Below are 14,438 nucleotides of genomic sequence, written 5' to 3'. Positions count from 1 at the left end.
AGATGTTCAATAAATTTGAAGGGAAAAATCAAAGGTGATGCGCAGACATGATGTTAAAAAAGGCGGTAAAGACAAAATTCGGGAATAAAAAGCAAAAAGGCCGCATAAGCGGCCTTCGAACGGGAATAACGCTCTGTCAGCTTGCCTGACGGGTCTGCGCCTGACGATATTCCACCAGGTCCGCGATCGTAACAACGGGCATATTATGTTGTTTCGCAAAGACAATGGCTTCAGGCGCATGCGCCATGCTGCCGTCATCGTTGGTCAGCTCACACAGCACGCCGAAAGGTTTAAGCCCGGCCAGTGTCACCAGATCGATAGACGCTTCGGTATGGCCGCCACGGGTCAGCACACCGCCAGCCTGCGCGCGCAGCGGGAAGATATGCCCCGGGCGGCTCAGGTCGGAAGGTTTCGCGCCATCTTTGATGGCGGTGCGAATGGTGGTGATGCGGTCAGCGGCAGAAACACCGGTCGTCACGCCTTCAGCTGCTTCAATGGTCACGGTAAAAGGTGTCTGGAACTGGCTGGAGTTGTTCTCCACCATCATCGGCAGATCGAGCTTTTTACGGCTGTCTTCGTTCATGGTGAGGCACACAATCCCGCTGCCGTGACGAATGGTCAGCGCCATTTGTGCAACGGTCATGTTTTCAGCGGCAAAGATTAAATCGCCTTCGTTTTCACGATCTTCGTCATCCAGTACCATCACACCAACGCCGTTACGAATAGCGTCAATAGCACGCTCAACGCGTTCAGCGGGTGTACCGAATTCGGAAAGTAGGGTCTGATTCATGGTAAAAATAACCTCATGTTCTGTATGTGGATTACCAGAATCAGGGCGTCTTGAGGAGGCTAGCTGCAGCGGCCTGATGGCGTGCTACAGTTATAAAAAATAACGCAGCGGACAAAGCTTGTCCGGCTTGAATCGTTACTCTCTCCCATCCGGACTTTAACCGTCGGCCCCGGAATTACACCGGATCTGCTGACCTCTAACCCCGAAGGATTGAGCGCTCGCGGGCTTCCACGTGGAAGGATTTATGGCCTTCCGGTACGCTGTGGTTTACCGCCGGTGGGGACTTTCACCCCGCCCTGAGAATAAGCAAACCAACTATAACGCCAATAAATGACCAGAGCAATCCTGCGGTTTGGCCAATTAGTGCCCCGAAAGGTTTATAGAAACGTCATCAGCGATTACACTAGTCAAAAGCATCTCCTTCGAGAAAAGGAAATAATATGATTGACCCGAAAAAAATTGAACAAATCGCCCGCCAGGTTCACGAATCCCTGCCAAAAGGGTTCCGCGAGTTTGGTGAGGATGCCGAAAAGAAAATCCGCCAGGTATTGCAGGCACAGTTCAGCCGCATGGATTTAGTCAATCGCGAAGAGTTTGACGTACAGACGCAGGTTCTGCTGCGCACCCGCGAAAAACTGGCCGTGCTGGAGCAACGTCTGGCCGCGCTGGAAACGAAACTGGCTGACGCAGAAAAACCACAAGATCCGGTTTGATTTTTCAGTACCCCAGAAATGACCAAGGCCTGCACAGCAGGCCTTTTGCTTTTATCACACTCAGAAATTATCGCGTGTGAAGCACGGTTTTCGCGCGGGGCAGCAGCAGCCACAGCGCAGCAAATATGATCAACGCATACGAGGCTTTCCAGCCCACCATCGCCAGCAATCCGCAACACAGCACCGCGCCAAGCCGCGCCATCCAGATCGAACGCCCTTTCAGGATCCGCGAGCCCGCCAGCATGCATAATAAATAGATCAGGATGAAGATCCCGTTGGCATAAGTGATCAGCGCATCGAGCGGCAAATGTAGCCAGTAAATCAGCAGAGTAAACAACACGCAGCAACCGACCACCAGATTGAGTGCCGCCACCGGCACGCGCTGAGCCGAAAGTTGTGCCAGCTTGCTCTGCGGTTTCAGTTGCGCCTGTGACCACACCAGCCGGGCGAAGCTTTGAGTATAAATATTGACGCTGGCGAAGCACGCCAGATAGCCAATAATGCAGGCCACCCACAACGCTTTCTGCCCGAACAATTGCACCACGATGCCTGGCAACGACGCGCCCGCTTCCCGCCCCTCACCCCAGGCTTGGAATTTCAGCACCGCCACGGTACATCCCCAGTAGACCGCACCTGCGACCAGCATACCGATGAGTAACGCGCGCGGAAAATCGCGTTCCGGATGACGAAACTCCGTCGCCAGATGGGCAAAAGCTTCCAGGCCGACGAAGCACCAGAACATCACGGCCAGCGCGTCAAACAGGTTCGATGGCGAGATATCGTGAATGGCGGGCAGCGGAATTTGCGGCAATGAAATATCCCCTTTCCACCAGATCGCAACAACCAGTGCAATCACCAGCGCTGCAATCAGCGTCTGAATATTGGCGCTGGAACCGGCGCTGCGCGTGCCGAGGAACCAGATGACCAGCAGTGTGCCAAGCTGGACAAGCAGCAGATTTTCACTGCTCCAGCCAAATGCTGCCTGCCAGAAGCCAGCGGCGATGTGCAGCGCGGCAGGCAAACCGACCGGGATCACCGACAAAAAGAGCCAGCCGGTGACCCTCGCCATGTGCGGGCCAAAGGCTTTCCCAACGAAATGTGCCGCACCGCCTGCGCTGGGGAAATGTCGTCCGAGCGCGGCAAAACCAATGGCAATGGGAAACACCAGCAGGATCAGCACCGGCCATGCCCACAGGCTGTCGTTTTGCGCCAGCTGTGCCGCCAGCGCGGGCACGGCGAAAACACCGGTACCGAGTAACGAGGTGGAAAGCAATCCGACGCCCTGCGCCAGACTTAATTCCTGTTTTAATCCGCTCACAACTGAGTCATTTCCTTTTGGCGTCTGTAATTCAAAAGCTAAAAAAAAGGGCTTATCAGATAAGCCCTTCGGTCAGCGTGTGGATGACAGGATCACTCCTGTGATTTGATCTGATTGATGATTTTGGTGGTCGATAATCCGTCTTCAAAATTCAGCACGCGGACTTCACCGCCGTTAGCCCAGACTTCTTCACTGCCGGCAATCTGCTCCGGTTTATAATCGCCGCCTTTGACCAGCAGATCCGGCAAGATCCCGGCGATCAAACGCTGTGGGGTGTCTTCTTCAAACGCCACAACCCAGTCCACTGCGCCCAGCGCGCCCAGCACGATCATGCGGTTTTGCAGCGCATTCACCGGACGGGTTTCCCCTTTCAGACGTTTGGTGGACGCATCGCTGTTCACCGCGACAATCAGACGATCGCCCAGCTTGCGCGCGTTCGCCAGATAGGAAACGTGGCCGGCATGCAGGATGTCAAAAATGCCGTTGGTCATCACCACTTTCTCACCGCGCTGACGCGCCATGGCCACAGCGGCTTTCAGTTGCTCTTCAGTCATCACGCCGAAACCGACGTCAGAACGGCCACCGATAGCATTTTCCAGTTCGACCGGAGATACAGTTGATGTTCCGAGTTTACCCACCACCACGCCCGCCGCGGCGTTAGCCAGGAAACAGGATTCTTCCAGCGTATTGCCTGCCGCCAGCGCCGCCGCCAGCGTACCAATGACGGTGTCACCGGCGCCGGTCACGTCATACACTTCCTGCGCCTGCGTAGGCATATGGAAAGGTGCTTTGCCCGGCTGTAACAACGTCATACCGTGCTCAGACCGCGTGACCAGTAATGCGGAAAGCTCGAAACTGGCAATAAGTTGCATACCGCGCGAGACGATTTCTTCTTCGTTTTTGCAGCGACCGACGACCGCTTCAAATTCGGACAGGTTTGGCGTCAGCAGCGTGGCACCGCGATAACGCTCAAAATCAGATCCTTTAGGATCGACCAGTACCGGCACACCGGCTTTTCGCGCCAGCTGAATCATCTTCTGCACTTCTGTCAGTGCGCCTTTGGCATAATCTGACAGCACCAGCGCGCCGCTTTCCGGCAAAGCCTGTTCGATTTTAGTCAGCATCGGTTGCAGATCGACGCCTTCAAAACCTTCTTCAAAGTCGAGGCGGATCAGTTGCTGGTTGCGCGACAAAATACGCAGTTTGGTAATGGTCGGGTGCGTCGGTAAGGCGACAAAATCGCAGTGAACCTTCACTTCTGCCAGACGCTCGCCCAAGGCGCGCGCCGCATCGTCCACACCGGTCAGGCCGATCAGACGCGAAGAGGCACCCAGGGATGAGATGTTCATCGCCACGTTAGCCGCGCCGCCGGGACGTTCTTCGATGGTATTCACCTTCACGACCGGTACCGGCGCTTCCGGTGAGATTCGGTTGGTCGGGCCATACCAGTAGCGGTCTAACATTACATCACCGACCACCAGCACACCGGCACGGTGAAAATCAGGCAAAGTCACTTTCATCCCAAGACTCCAAAACAGGTAAAACCAAACAGAGAAAAATAGTGCGCCGGATAATATCACAAGCACCTATTCCCCCACTAAAAACCCTCAGCCGAGCCATTTCGCCCAGCTGGCGCGGATTTGCTCACGTTCTGTCGCAAAACTGCCTGCGGCGACTTTGCTGCCGTGTTCCTGCAGCGCGAGGTGATGGATTTCATCGCGCAGCGTGACGTAAGCCTGCGTCAGATTTCGCGCTTCGTCTTCAGGCATGATGTCATTTTGCGCCATCAGTTCGAAAATACGGACGTTATCCGACCAGCGTGTCAATTTCGGCTTCTCATGTGCAAAGCGTAAGACCAGATATTGTGCAATGAATTCAATATCGGTGATGCCACCCGGATCGGCTTTCAGATCAAATTCAGCGGACTTTTTACTGCCGAGGTGGGCATACATTTTTTCCCGCATCTCGCGGACTTCTTTTCGCAGCCCCTCCCCCTCACGCTCGCGGCAGAGAATGTCGTGACGCGTGGCGTTGAACTGCTGCGCCAGCTGCGGATCGCCGTACACCACCCGCGCGCGCACCAGCGCCTGATGTTCCCAGGTCCAGGCTTCACTGGCCTGATAATCGGCAAACGCTTCGATGGTGCTGACCAGCATGCCGGAAGCACCGGAAGGACGCAGCCGCGGATCGACTTCATAGAGAATGCCGGAGGCGGTACGCGTGCTGAATAAATGCATAATGCGTTGCGCCAGACGCAGGTAAAACTGACGTCCGTCGATGCTACGTTCGCCGTCAGTCATCACTTCTGGCGCGCAATCGAGCAGGAAGACCAGATCCAAATCTGAGCTGTAACCCAGCTCCCAGCCGCCCAGTTTTCCATACCCGACCACGGCAAAACCGCGCCCTTCGCGCTGCTGAAGGTGCGCCGGCTGGCCGTATTTGACGACCATCTGATCCCATGCCTGCTGCACAACCACGTCCAGAATGGCTTCGGCAAGATAGGTTAAATGGTCGCTCACTTTCATCACCGGCAGTGCGCCGGAAATATCACCGGCGGCAATGCGCAGATGTTGTGCCTGCTTGAACTGCCGGACAGCTTCCAGCTGTTGCTCTTCGTCTTCCGTCGGCACACGCATCAGGTACTGACGCAATTCATCACGGTACGCGCCGGGCTCAATCGGATGATAAAGGGTGCGGGAATCGAGCAGTTCATCGAGCAACAGCGGGTGTCGCGCCAGCTGTGAGGCGACCATCGGTGAGGCGGCGCACAGCCGGATCAGCTGTTTGAGTGCGCCGGGATACTCCACCAGCAGTTCTATATAGGTCGTGCGCGTGACGATGTTCAGCAGCAATTGCATCAGACGTTGCAGGGTGACATCGGCATTTTTATAGGTACACACCTGCGCCAGTAGACGCGGCATCAGCAAATCAAGCTGATCTCGTCCACGCGGTCCGATGGTCCTTTTATCGACATCACGACGGAATTCGGCAATCTGCTGCAGGATATGACGTTGAGCATTGTCGTCCAGCAGCGGCACCCACGGCGCCAGCTCGGAAGGCTCCAGCGTATCGATCCACAAACTGCTGAATTGCGACTGCTGCTGATCGTCGTCGACGTCCGGTGTGTCATCACCAATCAGATCATTAAATACCGCCCGCACGGCCTGCATGTGAGCATTTACGGCATCAAGAAGCTGCGGCCAGTCCGGATAATTCATTCCCCAGGCCAGACGCGCCTGATTCAGTTCATCCGCGGGCAGAGTCTGGGTTTGTTCGTCGGCGATCGCCTGTAAAAGGTTTTCCAGACGACGCAGGAACAAATAGCTGCCGCGCAGTTGCAGAACCTGCTCAACGGGCAGCAGTCCAAGTTTTTCCAGCGCCTGCAAGGTCGGCAGCAGGGCACGTTGTTGCAGGGCCGGTTCGCGCCCGCCACGGATCAGCTGGAAAACCTGCACGATAAATTCGATTTCGCGGATACCTCCGGCGCCCAGCTTAATATTATCTTTCAGACCACGGCGACGTACTTCGCGGGCGATCATCCCTTTCATGTTGCGCAGGGACTGGATCACGCTGAAGTCGATATAACGGCGGAACACGAACGGCTTCAGCATCTTGCGCAGTTCCTGGCTGCTGCTGTCCTCCGCGCCGCCCATCAGACGCGCTTTGACCATCGCGTACCGCTCCCAGTCACGTCCTTGTTCCTGGTAGTAATCTTCCAGTGCAGAAAAACTCATCACCAGCGGCCCGCTTTCACCAAACGGACGCAGGCGCATGTCGACCCGGTACACAAAACCGTCGATGGTTGGCTGATCCAGCGCTTTAATCAGGCGCTGCCCGAGACGCACAAAAAACTGCGAATTTTCCAGCTCACGGCGACCACCGCGCGTCTGGCCGTTTTCCGGATATGCAAAAATCAAATCGATATCCGAAGAGAAATTCAGCTCACCGCCACCCAGTTTCCCCATGCCGAGGATCAGCATTCGCTGCGGTTCACCCGCCGCATTCACCGGCGTACCAAACTCACGGCAACAGGCGTCATACAGCCAGTCGCGGGCGCTGACGATCAGTAACTCCGCAAGCTCGCTCAGCTGTTGCAGCGTGTCTTTCGCTTCGCTGGTTTGTGCCGCCTGTGACCAGGCAATGCGGGAGAGAATTCGCCGGCGAAACAGGCGCAGCGCCTTCATTAAACCGGCTTCATCACTGACGCCGGTTAGCGAGGCTTCCAGCCACTGGCGGTAAAACTGCCATTCCTGCGACTGCGGCGGATTTTGTTCGATTTCATGCCACCACTGCGGAAACGCCAGCAGGCTGTCCGTCACGAACTGACTGCTGGCCAGCACCGCCAGCGCAGCCTCGTCGGGAAGGGGCAGATGTTCAGGATGTTCACGCCATTGCTCAAGCAAACTCCGGGCGTGGCTTTGCAAAACAGGGGAAAGTGGCAACATGAAATCAGATTCCTTGCAAAAAAAAAGCCCGGGCAATGAGCCCAGGCTTATCAGTCAATTAACGTGGCTGGCCGTTTAGCCAGAAGGCATCCATCATCAACGCCTGCGAACGGGCAGAATCCTCCAGCGCCAGTTGCTTCTGGATAATCGCCTGTTGCAGCTCGGTCCAGCCCGCCAGATACGCGGCAACGTCACGCTCAGGGTAGGCACCTGACAGCAAATGGAAGGTGATGATCTGACGCTTCAGGCGTGCCAGCTGGTCGCGGTAACCTTCTTCGGTCAGCGGTTGTGCAAAGGCTTCTTTCAGATCGGCAGCGGTACGGCCAAGCATGATGTCGGAGAAGCGTTTGAAAGAACCTTCGAGCTTCTTCGCTGATTTATCATCGATAAACGGCGTCCAGCCCGACGTTGTCAGCCATGAGGTGAGCACTAACTTACATTTCAGATAGGCAGCGCTGAAGCAGACTTCCTGCGCATCGGCGGATTTCTGTTCCAGCACCGGCACCAGGTCTGTCAGCAAGGTGCGCAGCTCAGCAGAAGCCTTACGCGGCACCAGCCCGCCAAACAGCACCAGAATCTGACGCACAGTCTCTACGGCCTGCAACACTGCCGGACGCGCCAGTTTATCGCCGCGCACCCACAGTTCTTCGTGATACTGCCAGTGATCAAGCGCCAGCTCGAACATCCCTGCCATCGCCTGTTCCACGGTGGCTTTCGGTTTGGCCTGGAAAACCGGCAAAGGTTTGATTTCACGTACCGGATTGCCTTTCGCCAGATGGTAACCGCGCGCTGCTTTGCTGAACCCACCCTGACGTAAACCGCCGTGCTCAGCGATTTCTGCGGCCAGCGCCAGTAAATCTGCGGTGTTACCTTTTTTCAGCTCGAGTTCGATTTCAGACAGCGGCTCAGACAATTCACCCACCACCACCTCGCCCAAATCAAGACCCAGTTCGATCTCGCTTTCGCCGTAAGTGATCACCCACTTCTCACGGGTGAAATCCGTGCGGAATAACGGTGCCAGCGCTTTTTGCAGCGCCGCTACCTTGCAGCCTTCCGGCCAGATATCTTTCGGGAATGCGCTGAGCTTAAGCACCGGCTTTTTTAGCTCAACATTATACTCCGGCCGCTGGTGTAAACCGCCCACCACTTTGCCGGCGGTTTTAAGGGTCATTTCATACTGATCGTCGAAACCGCGGATACGTAAGCCAATGTCGTGCGAACGTAAATAGTTTTCCGCAGTCTCAAAATAGATGTTGGTGAGTTTCGTAGGCGCGGTGTGCTCAGTGGTAAAACGAGCAAGTTGCGCGGGTAACTCGGCAATGGTGGCCGGGGTGGCGATAAATTTTAATTCTATTTCTACGGTCATAAGGGTCTTCACACCGATTCTTTGCTGCCAAAAGGGATAAATGCGTCTGTCCAATTCTACCATAAGCACTGCGCGCAAGCCGCATGTTGCGGGATTGTAAGATAGTTCTCATTCCGGTTTATGCATTGCGTCGTCACACTGTTGCCCTTACTATCGGTCACCAAATTAATGCGATCGCTAATAACTGCGGTTGCCAGAAGACGTATCCTGATAAGACGGATCCACACTTCACGTTCCCTAAATTCACAAAGAAACGATGAAATAATGCATAAATTACGCCTGATTGGTTTCGCTTTGCTTGGCTTAAGCATCACTTGGGGCGCTCATGCCGATGAGAAGCGCTACATTTCCGACGATTTGATTACGTATATCCACAGTGGTCCGGGTAATCAGTATCGCATTGTTGGCACGCTGAATGCCGGTGATGAAGTCACCTTACGCAGCGTCAATGACAGCACTAAGTACGGTGAAATCATTGACTCAAAAGGGAAAACCGCCTGGATCCCTCTCGATCAGTTAAGCAATCTGCCGAGCATCCGTACCCGCGTGCCTGATCTTGAAAATCAGGTAAAAACGCTGACGGACAAGCTGACGAATATCGATTCCAGCTGGAACCAGCGTACTGCGGAAATGCAGAGCAAAGTGGCTTCCAGTGACAGCATTATCAACGCCCTGAAGAAAGAAAATCAGGAGTTGAAAAACCAGAAGATCATCGCCGAGAAGAAGGTTAACGCGGTGAATGTTCAGCTCGACGACAAGCAACGCACTATTATTTTACAGTGGTTTATGTACGGTGGCGGTGTGGCGGGCGTAGGTTTGGTTCTGGGTCTGCTGTTACCGCACCTGATCCCGCGCCGCAAGAAAAAAGATCGCTGGATGAGCTGACAGGCTAACGCCTTCACGGGTTCCTGTTCAGAGTTAACGCTAAGGCACTTCGGTGCCTTTTCTTGTTTCCATTATCCGGTAAACAAACAGCACTTACCGGCGATGATGAAGACCAGGTTTGCTATGATAACGTCAGAGTCCATTCTTTATTTTCAGCGCCGAGATGTGCTGAATTGACCTTACTTCAGGAGTTATCGCGTGGAGATTTACCTGGTTGGCGGCGCAGTCCGAGACAGTTTATTAAACCTGCCTGTGTCTGAACACGATTGGGTGGTCGTAGGCGCTACGCCTGAATACATGCTGGAAAACGGTTATCAGCAGGTCGGTAAAGATTTTCCGGTCTTCCTGCATCCGGTCAGCCGCGATGAATACGCGCTGGCGAGAACGGAACGTAAATCAGGTGCCGGTTACAACGGATTTACCTGTTACGCCGCGCCGGACGTGACGCTGGAACAGGATCTGATGCGTCGGGATCTGACCATCAATGCCATCGCCAAAAGCAAAGAAGGCGAACTTATCGATCCTTACCACGGCCAGCGTGATATCGGGCTGCGCCTGTTGCGCCACGTTTCCGACGCTTTCGGCGAAGATCCGCTGCGTGTTCTGCGCGTTGCCCGCTTTGCCGCGCGCTTTGCGCATTTAGGTTTTACGGTTGCCCCGGAAACCCGCACGCTGATGCAGCAGATGGCAGAAAGCGGTGAACTGGAAGCCCTGACGCCTGAACGTGTGTGGAAGGAGACGGAGAAAGCGTTGCAGACGCAGGATCCGCAGGTGTTTTTCCAGGTGCTGCGCGACTGTGGCGCCCTGAAAGTCCTGTTCCCGGAAATTGACGCGCTGTTTGGCGTACCCGCGCCGGAGAAATGGCACCCGGAAATCGATACCGGCATACACACCCTGATGACGCTGAAAATAGCCAGCCAGCTGACGCCAGATGTTGATGTGCGTTTTTCGGCGCTTTGCCATGATTTGGGCAAAGCCCTGACACCGCCGCAATTCTGGCCAGCCCATCACGGCCACGGCCCGGCGGGCGTGAAACTGGTGGAGAACCTCTGCCAGCGGCTGAAAATCCCGACGCATATTCGTGATCTGGCCAAGCTGGTGGCAGAGTTCCACGATCTCATCCATACCGTGAATAAATTGCGCCCGGAAACCCTGTTAAAACTGTTTGATACCATCGATGTCTGGCGTAAACCGCAGCGTCTTGAGCAAATGATCATGACCAGTGAAGCCGATGCTCGCGGGCGTACAACCTTTGAAAACAATCCCTATCCGCAGGGAGATTACCTGCGTGAAGCCTTTAACATCGCGAGCAGTATTTCGAATAAAGAAGTGCTCGATGACGGTTTTCAGGGGATAGAAATCCGTGATGAGCTGAAAAAGCGACGGACGCAGATTCTGGCACAATGGAAAGCCGCGCAGGAACCCGCAATCTGATCATCCGGTGCGGCGGAAAACGCATGAAAAAAAGCCCCGGACATTGTCACGGGGCTTTTTTATATTCGCTGAAATCAGGCAATAAAGACGAAGTAAACCGCCAGTGCCACGAAGAAGCGGTAGATTGCGAACGGAATAAACGAGATGCGCTTGATCACGGCCAGGAAGGTTTTGATCGCAAACAGCGCGACGATAAACGCTGTCACAAAGCCGGTGGCGAACATCGGCAAATCGGCCATGCTCAGGAAACCATAGCTTTTATACACATCCAGCACCGTGGCGCCCAGCATCATCGGCACGGCCAACAGGAAGGAGAATTCGGACGCGGCAAAACGGCTGACGCCGAGTAACATCCCGCCACCAATGGTCGCTCCCGAACGGGAGAACCCCGGCCACAACGCCAGACACTGGAACACACCGATCAAAAATGCCTGTGCGTAAGTCATGTCATCCAGCCCTTCAGCACGCGGCTTCTTCGGCTTGAACAGTTCGGCGGCAATCAGTAAAAAGCCGCCGACGACCAGCGCATACATCACATTTTTAGGTTCAAACAACGATTTGATCTGCGAGTGCAACAACAACCCCAGCACTGTCGCCGGGATCATGCCCAGAAGGATATGCAGCAGATTCAGACGGCGGGTTCCTGTGCCTTCGTGAACCGGTGGCTTACCAAAGTGCAGACCAATCATGCCGAACAGGCGACGCCAGAACATCACCACCACGGCCAGAATAGAACCCAGCTGGATGATCACTTCGAATGATTTCGCTTTATCCCCGGTGAACCCTAAAAGATTACCCACAATGATCATATGCCCGGTGGAGGAAACCGGTAAAAACTCGGTCAGCCCTTCCACCACTCCCATAATAACGGCAACCAGCAAAGAATGACTTTCAGCAATCATTAGCTTACCCAACCCCATCAGATACCCGCTTGCGGGAAAATATGCTGCACAGCAGACAATAAAAAAGCGACATCGTACTGAGCCGCTTCAATCAGCAGAGGCCTGTGAACCGGCATCTACTTTTAACGCTTCTTTATGACAATCAATAGACAAGCAGTTTCTGATTTCTATCCATCACCGGAATTAAAAACGTTGGCCGCGCTCGATGATCACCCCGACGTTCGCCGCCTGCGCCACTGCGCCGGGCTTGCTGAGTTTGATCCGCACCCACGGAGAATTAAATCGTTGCAGAAGCAGCGTCGCCACTTCTTCTGCGACACGTTCCACCAGAGCAAAGTTTTGCGAGGAAACATGCGCGATCACGGCGTCACTGACATCCGCGTAGCTTAAACAGTCATTCACATCATCGCTGGAAGCCGACTTGCGGTTATCCCACGCCATTTCGATATCGAACACTAGTTTCTGTTTAATGGTCTGTTCCCAATCGTAGGCACCAATAGTAGTGATTACATTTAGTTGCTCAATAAATACGATATCCATCACGCGTTTCTCTGTTTTTAGCCAAGCCGGATACCACTTCCAGCAGAAAATGCGTATTATCCATGGATGTTGCGATTAAAACGACCCTTATTAGACGGAACGGCTTTATGAGTGCTACCGCGCTTGGAATGATTATTTTCGCCTACCTTTGCGGCTCGATTTCCAGTGCGATTCTGGTCTGCCGGGTAGCCCGTTTGCCTGATCCACGCACCGCAGGATCCTGTAATCCCGGCGCGACAAATGTGTTGCGGCTGGGCGGACGCCTGGCTGCCGCTGCCGTCCTGATCTTCGATGTGCTCAAGGGTATGCTTCCCGTCTGGCTTGCCTACAGTTTCCACATTCCACCGATGTATCTTGGCCTGACGGCCATTGCGGCCTGCCTCGGTCACATTTACCCGGTCTTCTTCCGCTTTAAAGGTGGCAAGGGCGTAGCGACAGCCTTCGGTGCTATCGCCCCTATCGGCTGGGACCTGACCGGCCTGATGACCGGTACATGGCTGCTGACAGTGCTGCTGAGTGGTTACTCGTCACTTGGCGCCATCGTGAGCGCGCTGATTGCACCGTTTTATGTCTGGTGGTTTAAACCCGAATTCACCTTCCCGGTGGCCATGCTTTCATGTCTGATTCTGTTGCGCCATCACGACAATATTCAGCGCCTGTGGCGTGGTCAGGAAGGGAAAATCTGGGATAAGCTGAAAAAGAAACGTAAAGCGGCGAAAGACAATAAAGACGAATAACCTCGCGTTTCATACATAAAAAAACGACCTCATGTGGGTCGTTTTTTTATGGGTTTATACCCCTGTAACGCCTGAATTTGACAGCATCGGTTTGCTCAGACTGGCGGTAATTCAGCCAAAGGCCAGCGCGGGCGAACCGTTACGCCCAGGTCTGGCGTTGCACCGGTTTTCAACCGAACCATACCCGCATAGGCGATCATCGCGCCGTTATCGGTACAAAATTCAGGGCGGGCATAGAAAACTTCGCCACCGCGTTTGGTCATCATCTCGGCTAATTTCGCGCGCAGCGTACGGTTCGCACTGACACCCCCGGCCATGACCAGCCGTTTAAAACCGGTCTGTTCCAGCGCGCGTTTACACTTAATCGCCAGCGTATCCACGACGGCATCTTCGAAAGCACGCGCGACATCCGCATGCGTTTGCGCATCGCTGTCATTGCCGCGAATAGTATTCGCCGCAAAAGTTTTCAGGCCCGAGAAGCTGAAATCCAGTCCGGGACGATCGGTCATCGGACGCGGGAACGTAAATCGCCCAGCCACGCCTTCGGAGGCCATTTTCGACAAAAGCGGGCCGCCGGGATAATCCAGACCTAACAATTTTGCCGTTTTATCAAATGCTTCGCCTGCGGCATCATCAATGGATTCGCCCAGCAAGGTGTATTCACCGATCCCCGTGACGCTGATTAACTGCGTATGACCGCCAGACACCAAGAGCGCAACGAACGGAAAGTCAGGGGGATTATCTTCAAGCATCGGCGCCAGCAGATGGCCTTCCATGTGATGGACGGGCACTGCGGGCACATTCCAGGCGAATGCCAGAGAGCGGCCAATGGTCGCCCCCACCAGCAACGCGCCGACCAGGCCAGGGCCTGCGGTATACGCGACACCATCAATATCCTGTGCGGTCAGCCCGGCTTCTTTGAGCGCAGCCTGAATCAGAGGTATTGTTTTACGGACGTGATCTCGCGAGGCCAGCTCTGGCACGACGCCGCCGTAATCTGCATGCAGTTTTACCTGACTATACAATTGGTTAGCTAACAAACCGGTTTCGCTGTCATAAACTGCAATTCCGGTTTCATCGCAGGACGTTTCAATACCCAGTACTCGCATCACTCTTTCCGTCATAGTTTCAGGCTAACTTGCGGCGCGCAGTTTAGCACACAAGCACCTGCGGGCGCTGCATCCGCGTAGTCATTCCTGCCAGTTACTTCCCCCCTCAGTATCAATCATCGTTACGGCCAATTAATGTCGAGCAATTTGGGTTGATTGGTATATAATCGGCGCCCGACGCAAAAGCGAGCGCACAATG

General features: G+C 54.5%; 12 protein-coding genes and 1 riboswitch. Of the genes, 4 read left to right on the top strand and 8 right to left on the bottom strand.

Translation table 11 applies throughout. The features are described from left to right. Nucleotides 1-136: 136 nt before the first annotated feature. Complete coding sequence (gene ribB, locus J1779_RS10165; RefSeq protein ID WP_056772983.1) at nt 137-790, bottom strand: 3,4-dihydroxy-2-butanone-4-phosphate synthase; 654 nt, start codon at nt 788-790, stop codon at nt 137-139. A gap of 133 nt (nt 791-923) precedes the next feature. Continuing rightward, nucleotides 924-1,098: riboswitch (FMN riboswitch) on the bottom strand. A gap of 132 nt (nt 1,099-1,230) precedes the next feature. Here ribB and ubiK point away from each other — a divergent pair. Continuing rightward, nucleotides 1,231-1,503: a ubiquinone biosynthesis accessory factor UbiK gene (gene ubiK / locus J1779_RS10160; RefSeq protein ID WP_056772986.1), complete on the top strand. Its 273-nt coding sequence runs from the start codon at nt 1,231-1,233 to the stop codon at nt 1,501-1,503. Between the two features lie 67 nt (nt 1,504-1,570). Here ubiK and yjeH read toward each other — a convergent pair whose 3' ends face one another. From yjeH to J1779_RS10140, 4 genes are all read right to left on the bottom strand, one after another. After that, nucleotides 1,571-2,821 (bottom strand): L-methionine/branched-chain amino acid transporter, encoded by a 1,251-nt coding sequence (yjeH, locus tag J1779_RS10155; protein WP_217203687.1) that lies wholly within the window; start codon nt 2,819-2,821, stop codon nt 1,571-1,573. 92 nt (nt 2,822-2,913) lie between these two features. Continuing rightward, nucleotides 2,914-4,341 (bottom strand): bifunctional D-glycero-beta-D-manno-heptose-7-phosphate kinase/D-glycero-beta-D-manno-heptose 1-phosphate adenylyltransferase HldE, encoded by a 1,428-nt coding sequence (gene hldE / locus J1779_RS10150; protein ID WP_217203686.1) that lies wholly within the window; start codon nt 4,339-4,341, stop codon nt 2,914-2,916. A gap of 87 nt (nt 4,342-4,428) precedes the next feature. Beyond that, on the bottom strand, nt 4,429-7,266 hold the full coding sequence (gene glnE, locus J1779_RS10145) for a bifunctional [glutamate--ammonia ligase]-adenylyl-L-tyrosine phosphorylase/[glutamate--ammonia-ligase] adenylyltransferase (RefSeq protein ID WP_217203685.1): 2,838 nt from the start codon (nt 7,264-7,266) through the stop codon (nt 4,429-4,431). A 58-nt stretch (nt 7,267-7,324) separates the two neighbouring features. Next, the gene (locus J1779_RS10140; protein ID WP_217203684.1) at nt 7,325-8,632 is read right to left on the bottom strand and encodes a CYTH domain-containing protein; all 1,308 of its coding nucleotides are present in this window, start codon (nt 8,630-8,632) and stop codon (nt 7,325-7,327) included. Nucleotides 8,633-8,896: 264 nt separating this feature from the next. Here J1779_RS10140 and J1779_RS10135 point away from each other — a divergent pair, with 264 nt between their 5' ends. Further along, a complete protein-coding gene (locus J1779_RS10135; protein WP_056773002.1) occupies nt 8,897-9,517 on the top strand; it encodes a TIGR04211 family SH3 domain-containing protein in 621 nt (206 codons plus the stop codon). 198 nt (nt 9,518-9,715) lie between these two features. Beyond that, nucleotides 9,716-10,951, top strand: a complete 1,236-nt coding sequence (locus J1779_RS10130; protein WP_056773004.1) for a multifunctional CCA addition/repair protein — start codon at nt 9,716-9,718, stop codon at nt 10,949-10,951. Nucleotides 10,952-11,025: 74 nt separating this feature from the next. Here J1779_RS10130 and bacA read toward each other — a convergent pair whose 3' ends face one another. Then, the gene (bacA, locus tag J1779_RS10125) at nt 11,026-11,850 is read right to left on the bottom strand and encodes an undecaprenyl-diphosphate phosphatase (RefSeq protein WP_056773091.1); all 825 of its coding nucleotides are present in this window, start codon (nt 11,848-11,850) and stop codon (nt 11,026-11,028) included. 186 nt (nt 11,851-12,036) lie between these two features. Next, the gene (gene folB / locus J1779_RS10120; RefSeq protein ID WP_217203683.1) at nt 12,037-12,393 is read right to left on the bottom strand and encodes a bifunctional dihydroneopterin aldolase/7,8-dihydroneopterin epimerase; all 357 of its coding nucleotides are present in this window, start codon (nt 12,391-12,393) and stop codon (nt 12,037-12,039) included. 107 nt (nt 12,394-12,500) lie between these two features. Between folB and plsY the strand changes: the two genes are divergently transcribed. Continuing rightward, entirely contained in the window at nt 12,501-13,130 is a 630-nt protein-coding gene (gene plsY, locus J1779_RS10115; protein WP_122096473.1) for a glycerol-3-phosphate 1-O-acyltransferase PlsY, read from the top strand. 95 nt (nt 13,131-13,225) lie between these two features. Here the strand turns inward: plsY and tsaD are convergent, their stop codons facing one another. Then, a complete protein-coding gene (gene tsaD / locus J1779_RS10110; protein WP_217203682.1) occupies nt 13,226-14,239 on the bottom strand; it encodes a tRNA (adenosine(37)-N6)-threonylcarbamoyltransferase complex transferase subunit TsaD in 1,014 nt (337 codons plus the stop codon). Nucleotides 14,240-14,438: the final 199 nt, after the last annotated feature.

The organism is Rahnella rivi, from assembly GCF_019049655.1.
GTDB classification, from domain to species: Bacteria; Pseudomonadota; Gammaproteobacteria; order Enterobacterales; family Enterobacteriaceae; genus Rahnella; species Rahnella rivi.
This window is presented reverse-complemented; position numbering and strand designations above follow the sequence as displayed.

Bases quoted from the DNA above. Each gene is read 5' to 3' on its own strand.
- ribB (WP_056772983.1), bottom strand. From the start codon at position 790: ATGAATCAGACCCTACTTTCCGAATTCGGTACACCCGCTGAACGCGTT.
- ubiK (WP_056772986.1), top strand. From the start codon at position 1,231: ATGATTGACCCGAAAAAAATTGAACAAATCGCCCGCCAGGTTCACGAA.
- hldE (WP_217203686.1), bottom strand. From the start codon at position 4,341: ATGAAAGTGACTTTGCCTGATTTTCACCGTGCCGGTGTGCTGGTGGTC.
- glnE (WP_217203685.1), bottom strand. From the start codon at position 7,266: ATGTTGCCACTTTCCCCTGTTTTGCAAAGCCACGCCCGGAGTTTGCTT.
- J1779_RS10140 (WP_217203684.1), bottom strand. From the start codon at position 8,632: ATGACCGTAGAAATAGAATTAAAATTTATCGCCACCCCGGCCACCATT.
- J1779_RS10135 (WP_056773002.1), top strand. From the start codon at position 8,897: ATGCATAAATTACGCCTGATTGGTTTCGCTTTGCTTGGCTTAAGCATC.
- folB (WP_217203683.1), bottom strand. From the start codon at position 12,393: ATGGATATCGTATTTATTGAGCAACTAAATGTAATCACTACTATTGGT.
- plsY (WP_122096473.1), top strand. From the start codon at position 12,501: ATGAGTGCTACCGCGCTTGGAATGATTATTTTCGCCTACCTTTGCGGC.
- tsaD (WP_217203682.1), bottom strand. From the start codon at position 14,239: ATGCGAGTACTGGGTATTGAAACGTCCTGCGATGAAACCGGAATTGCA.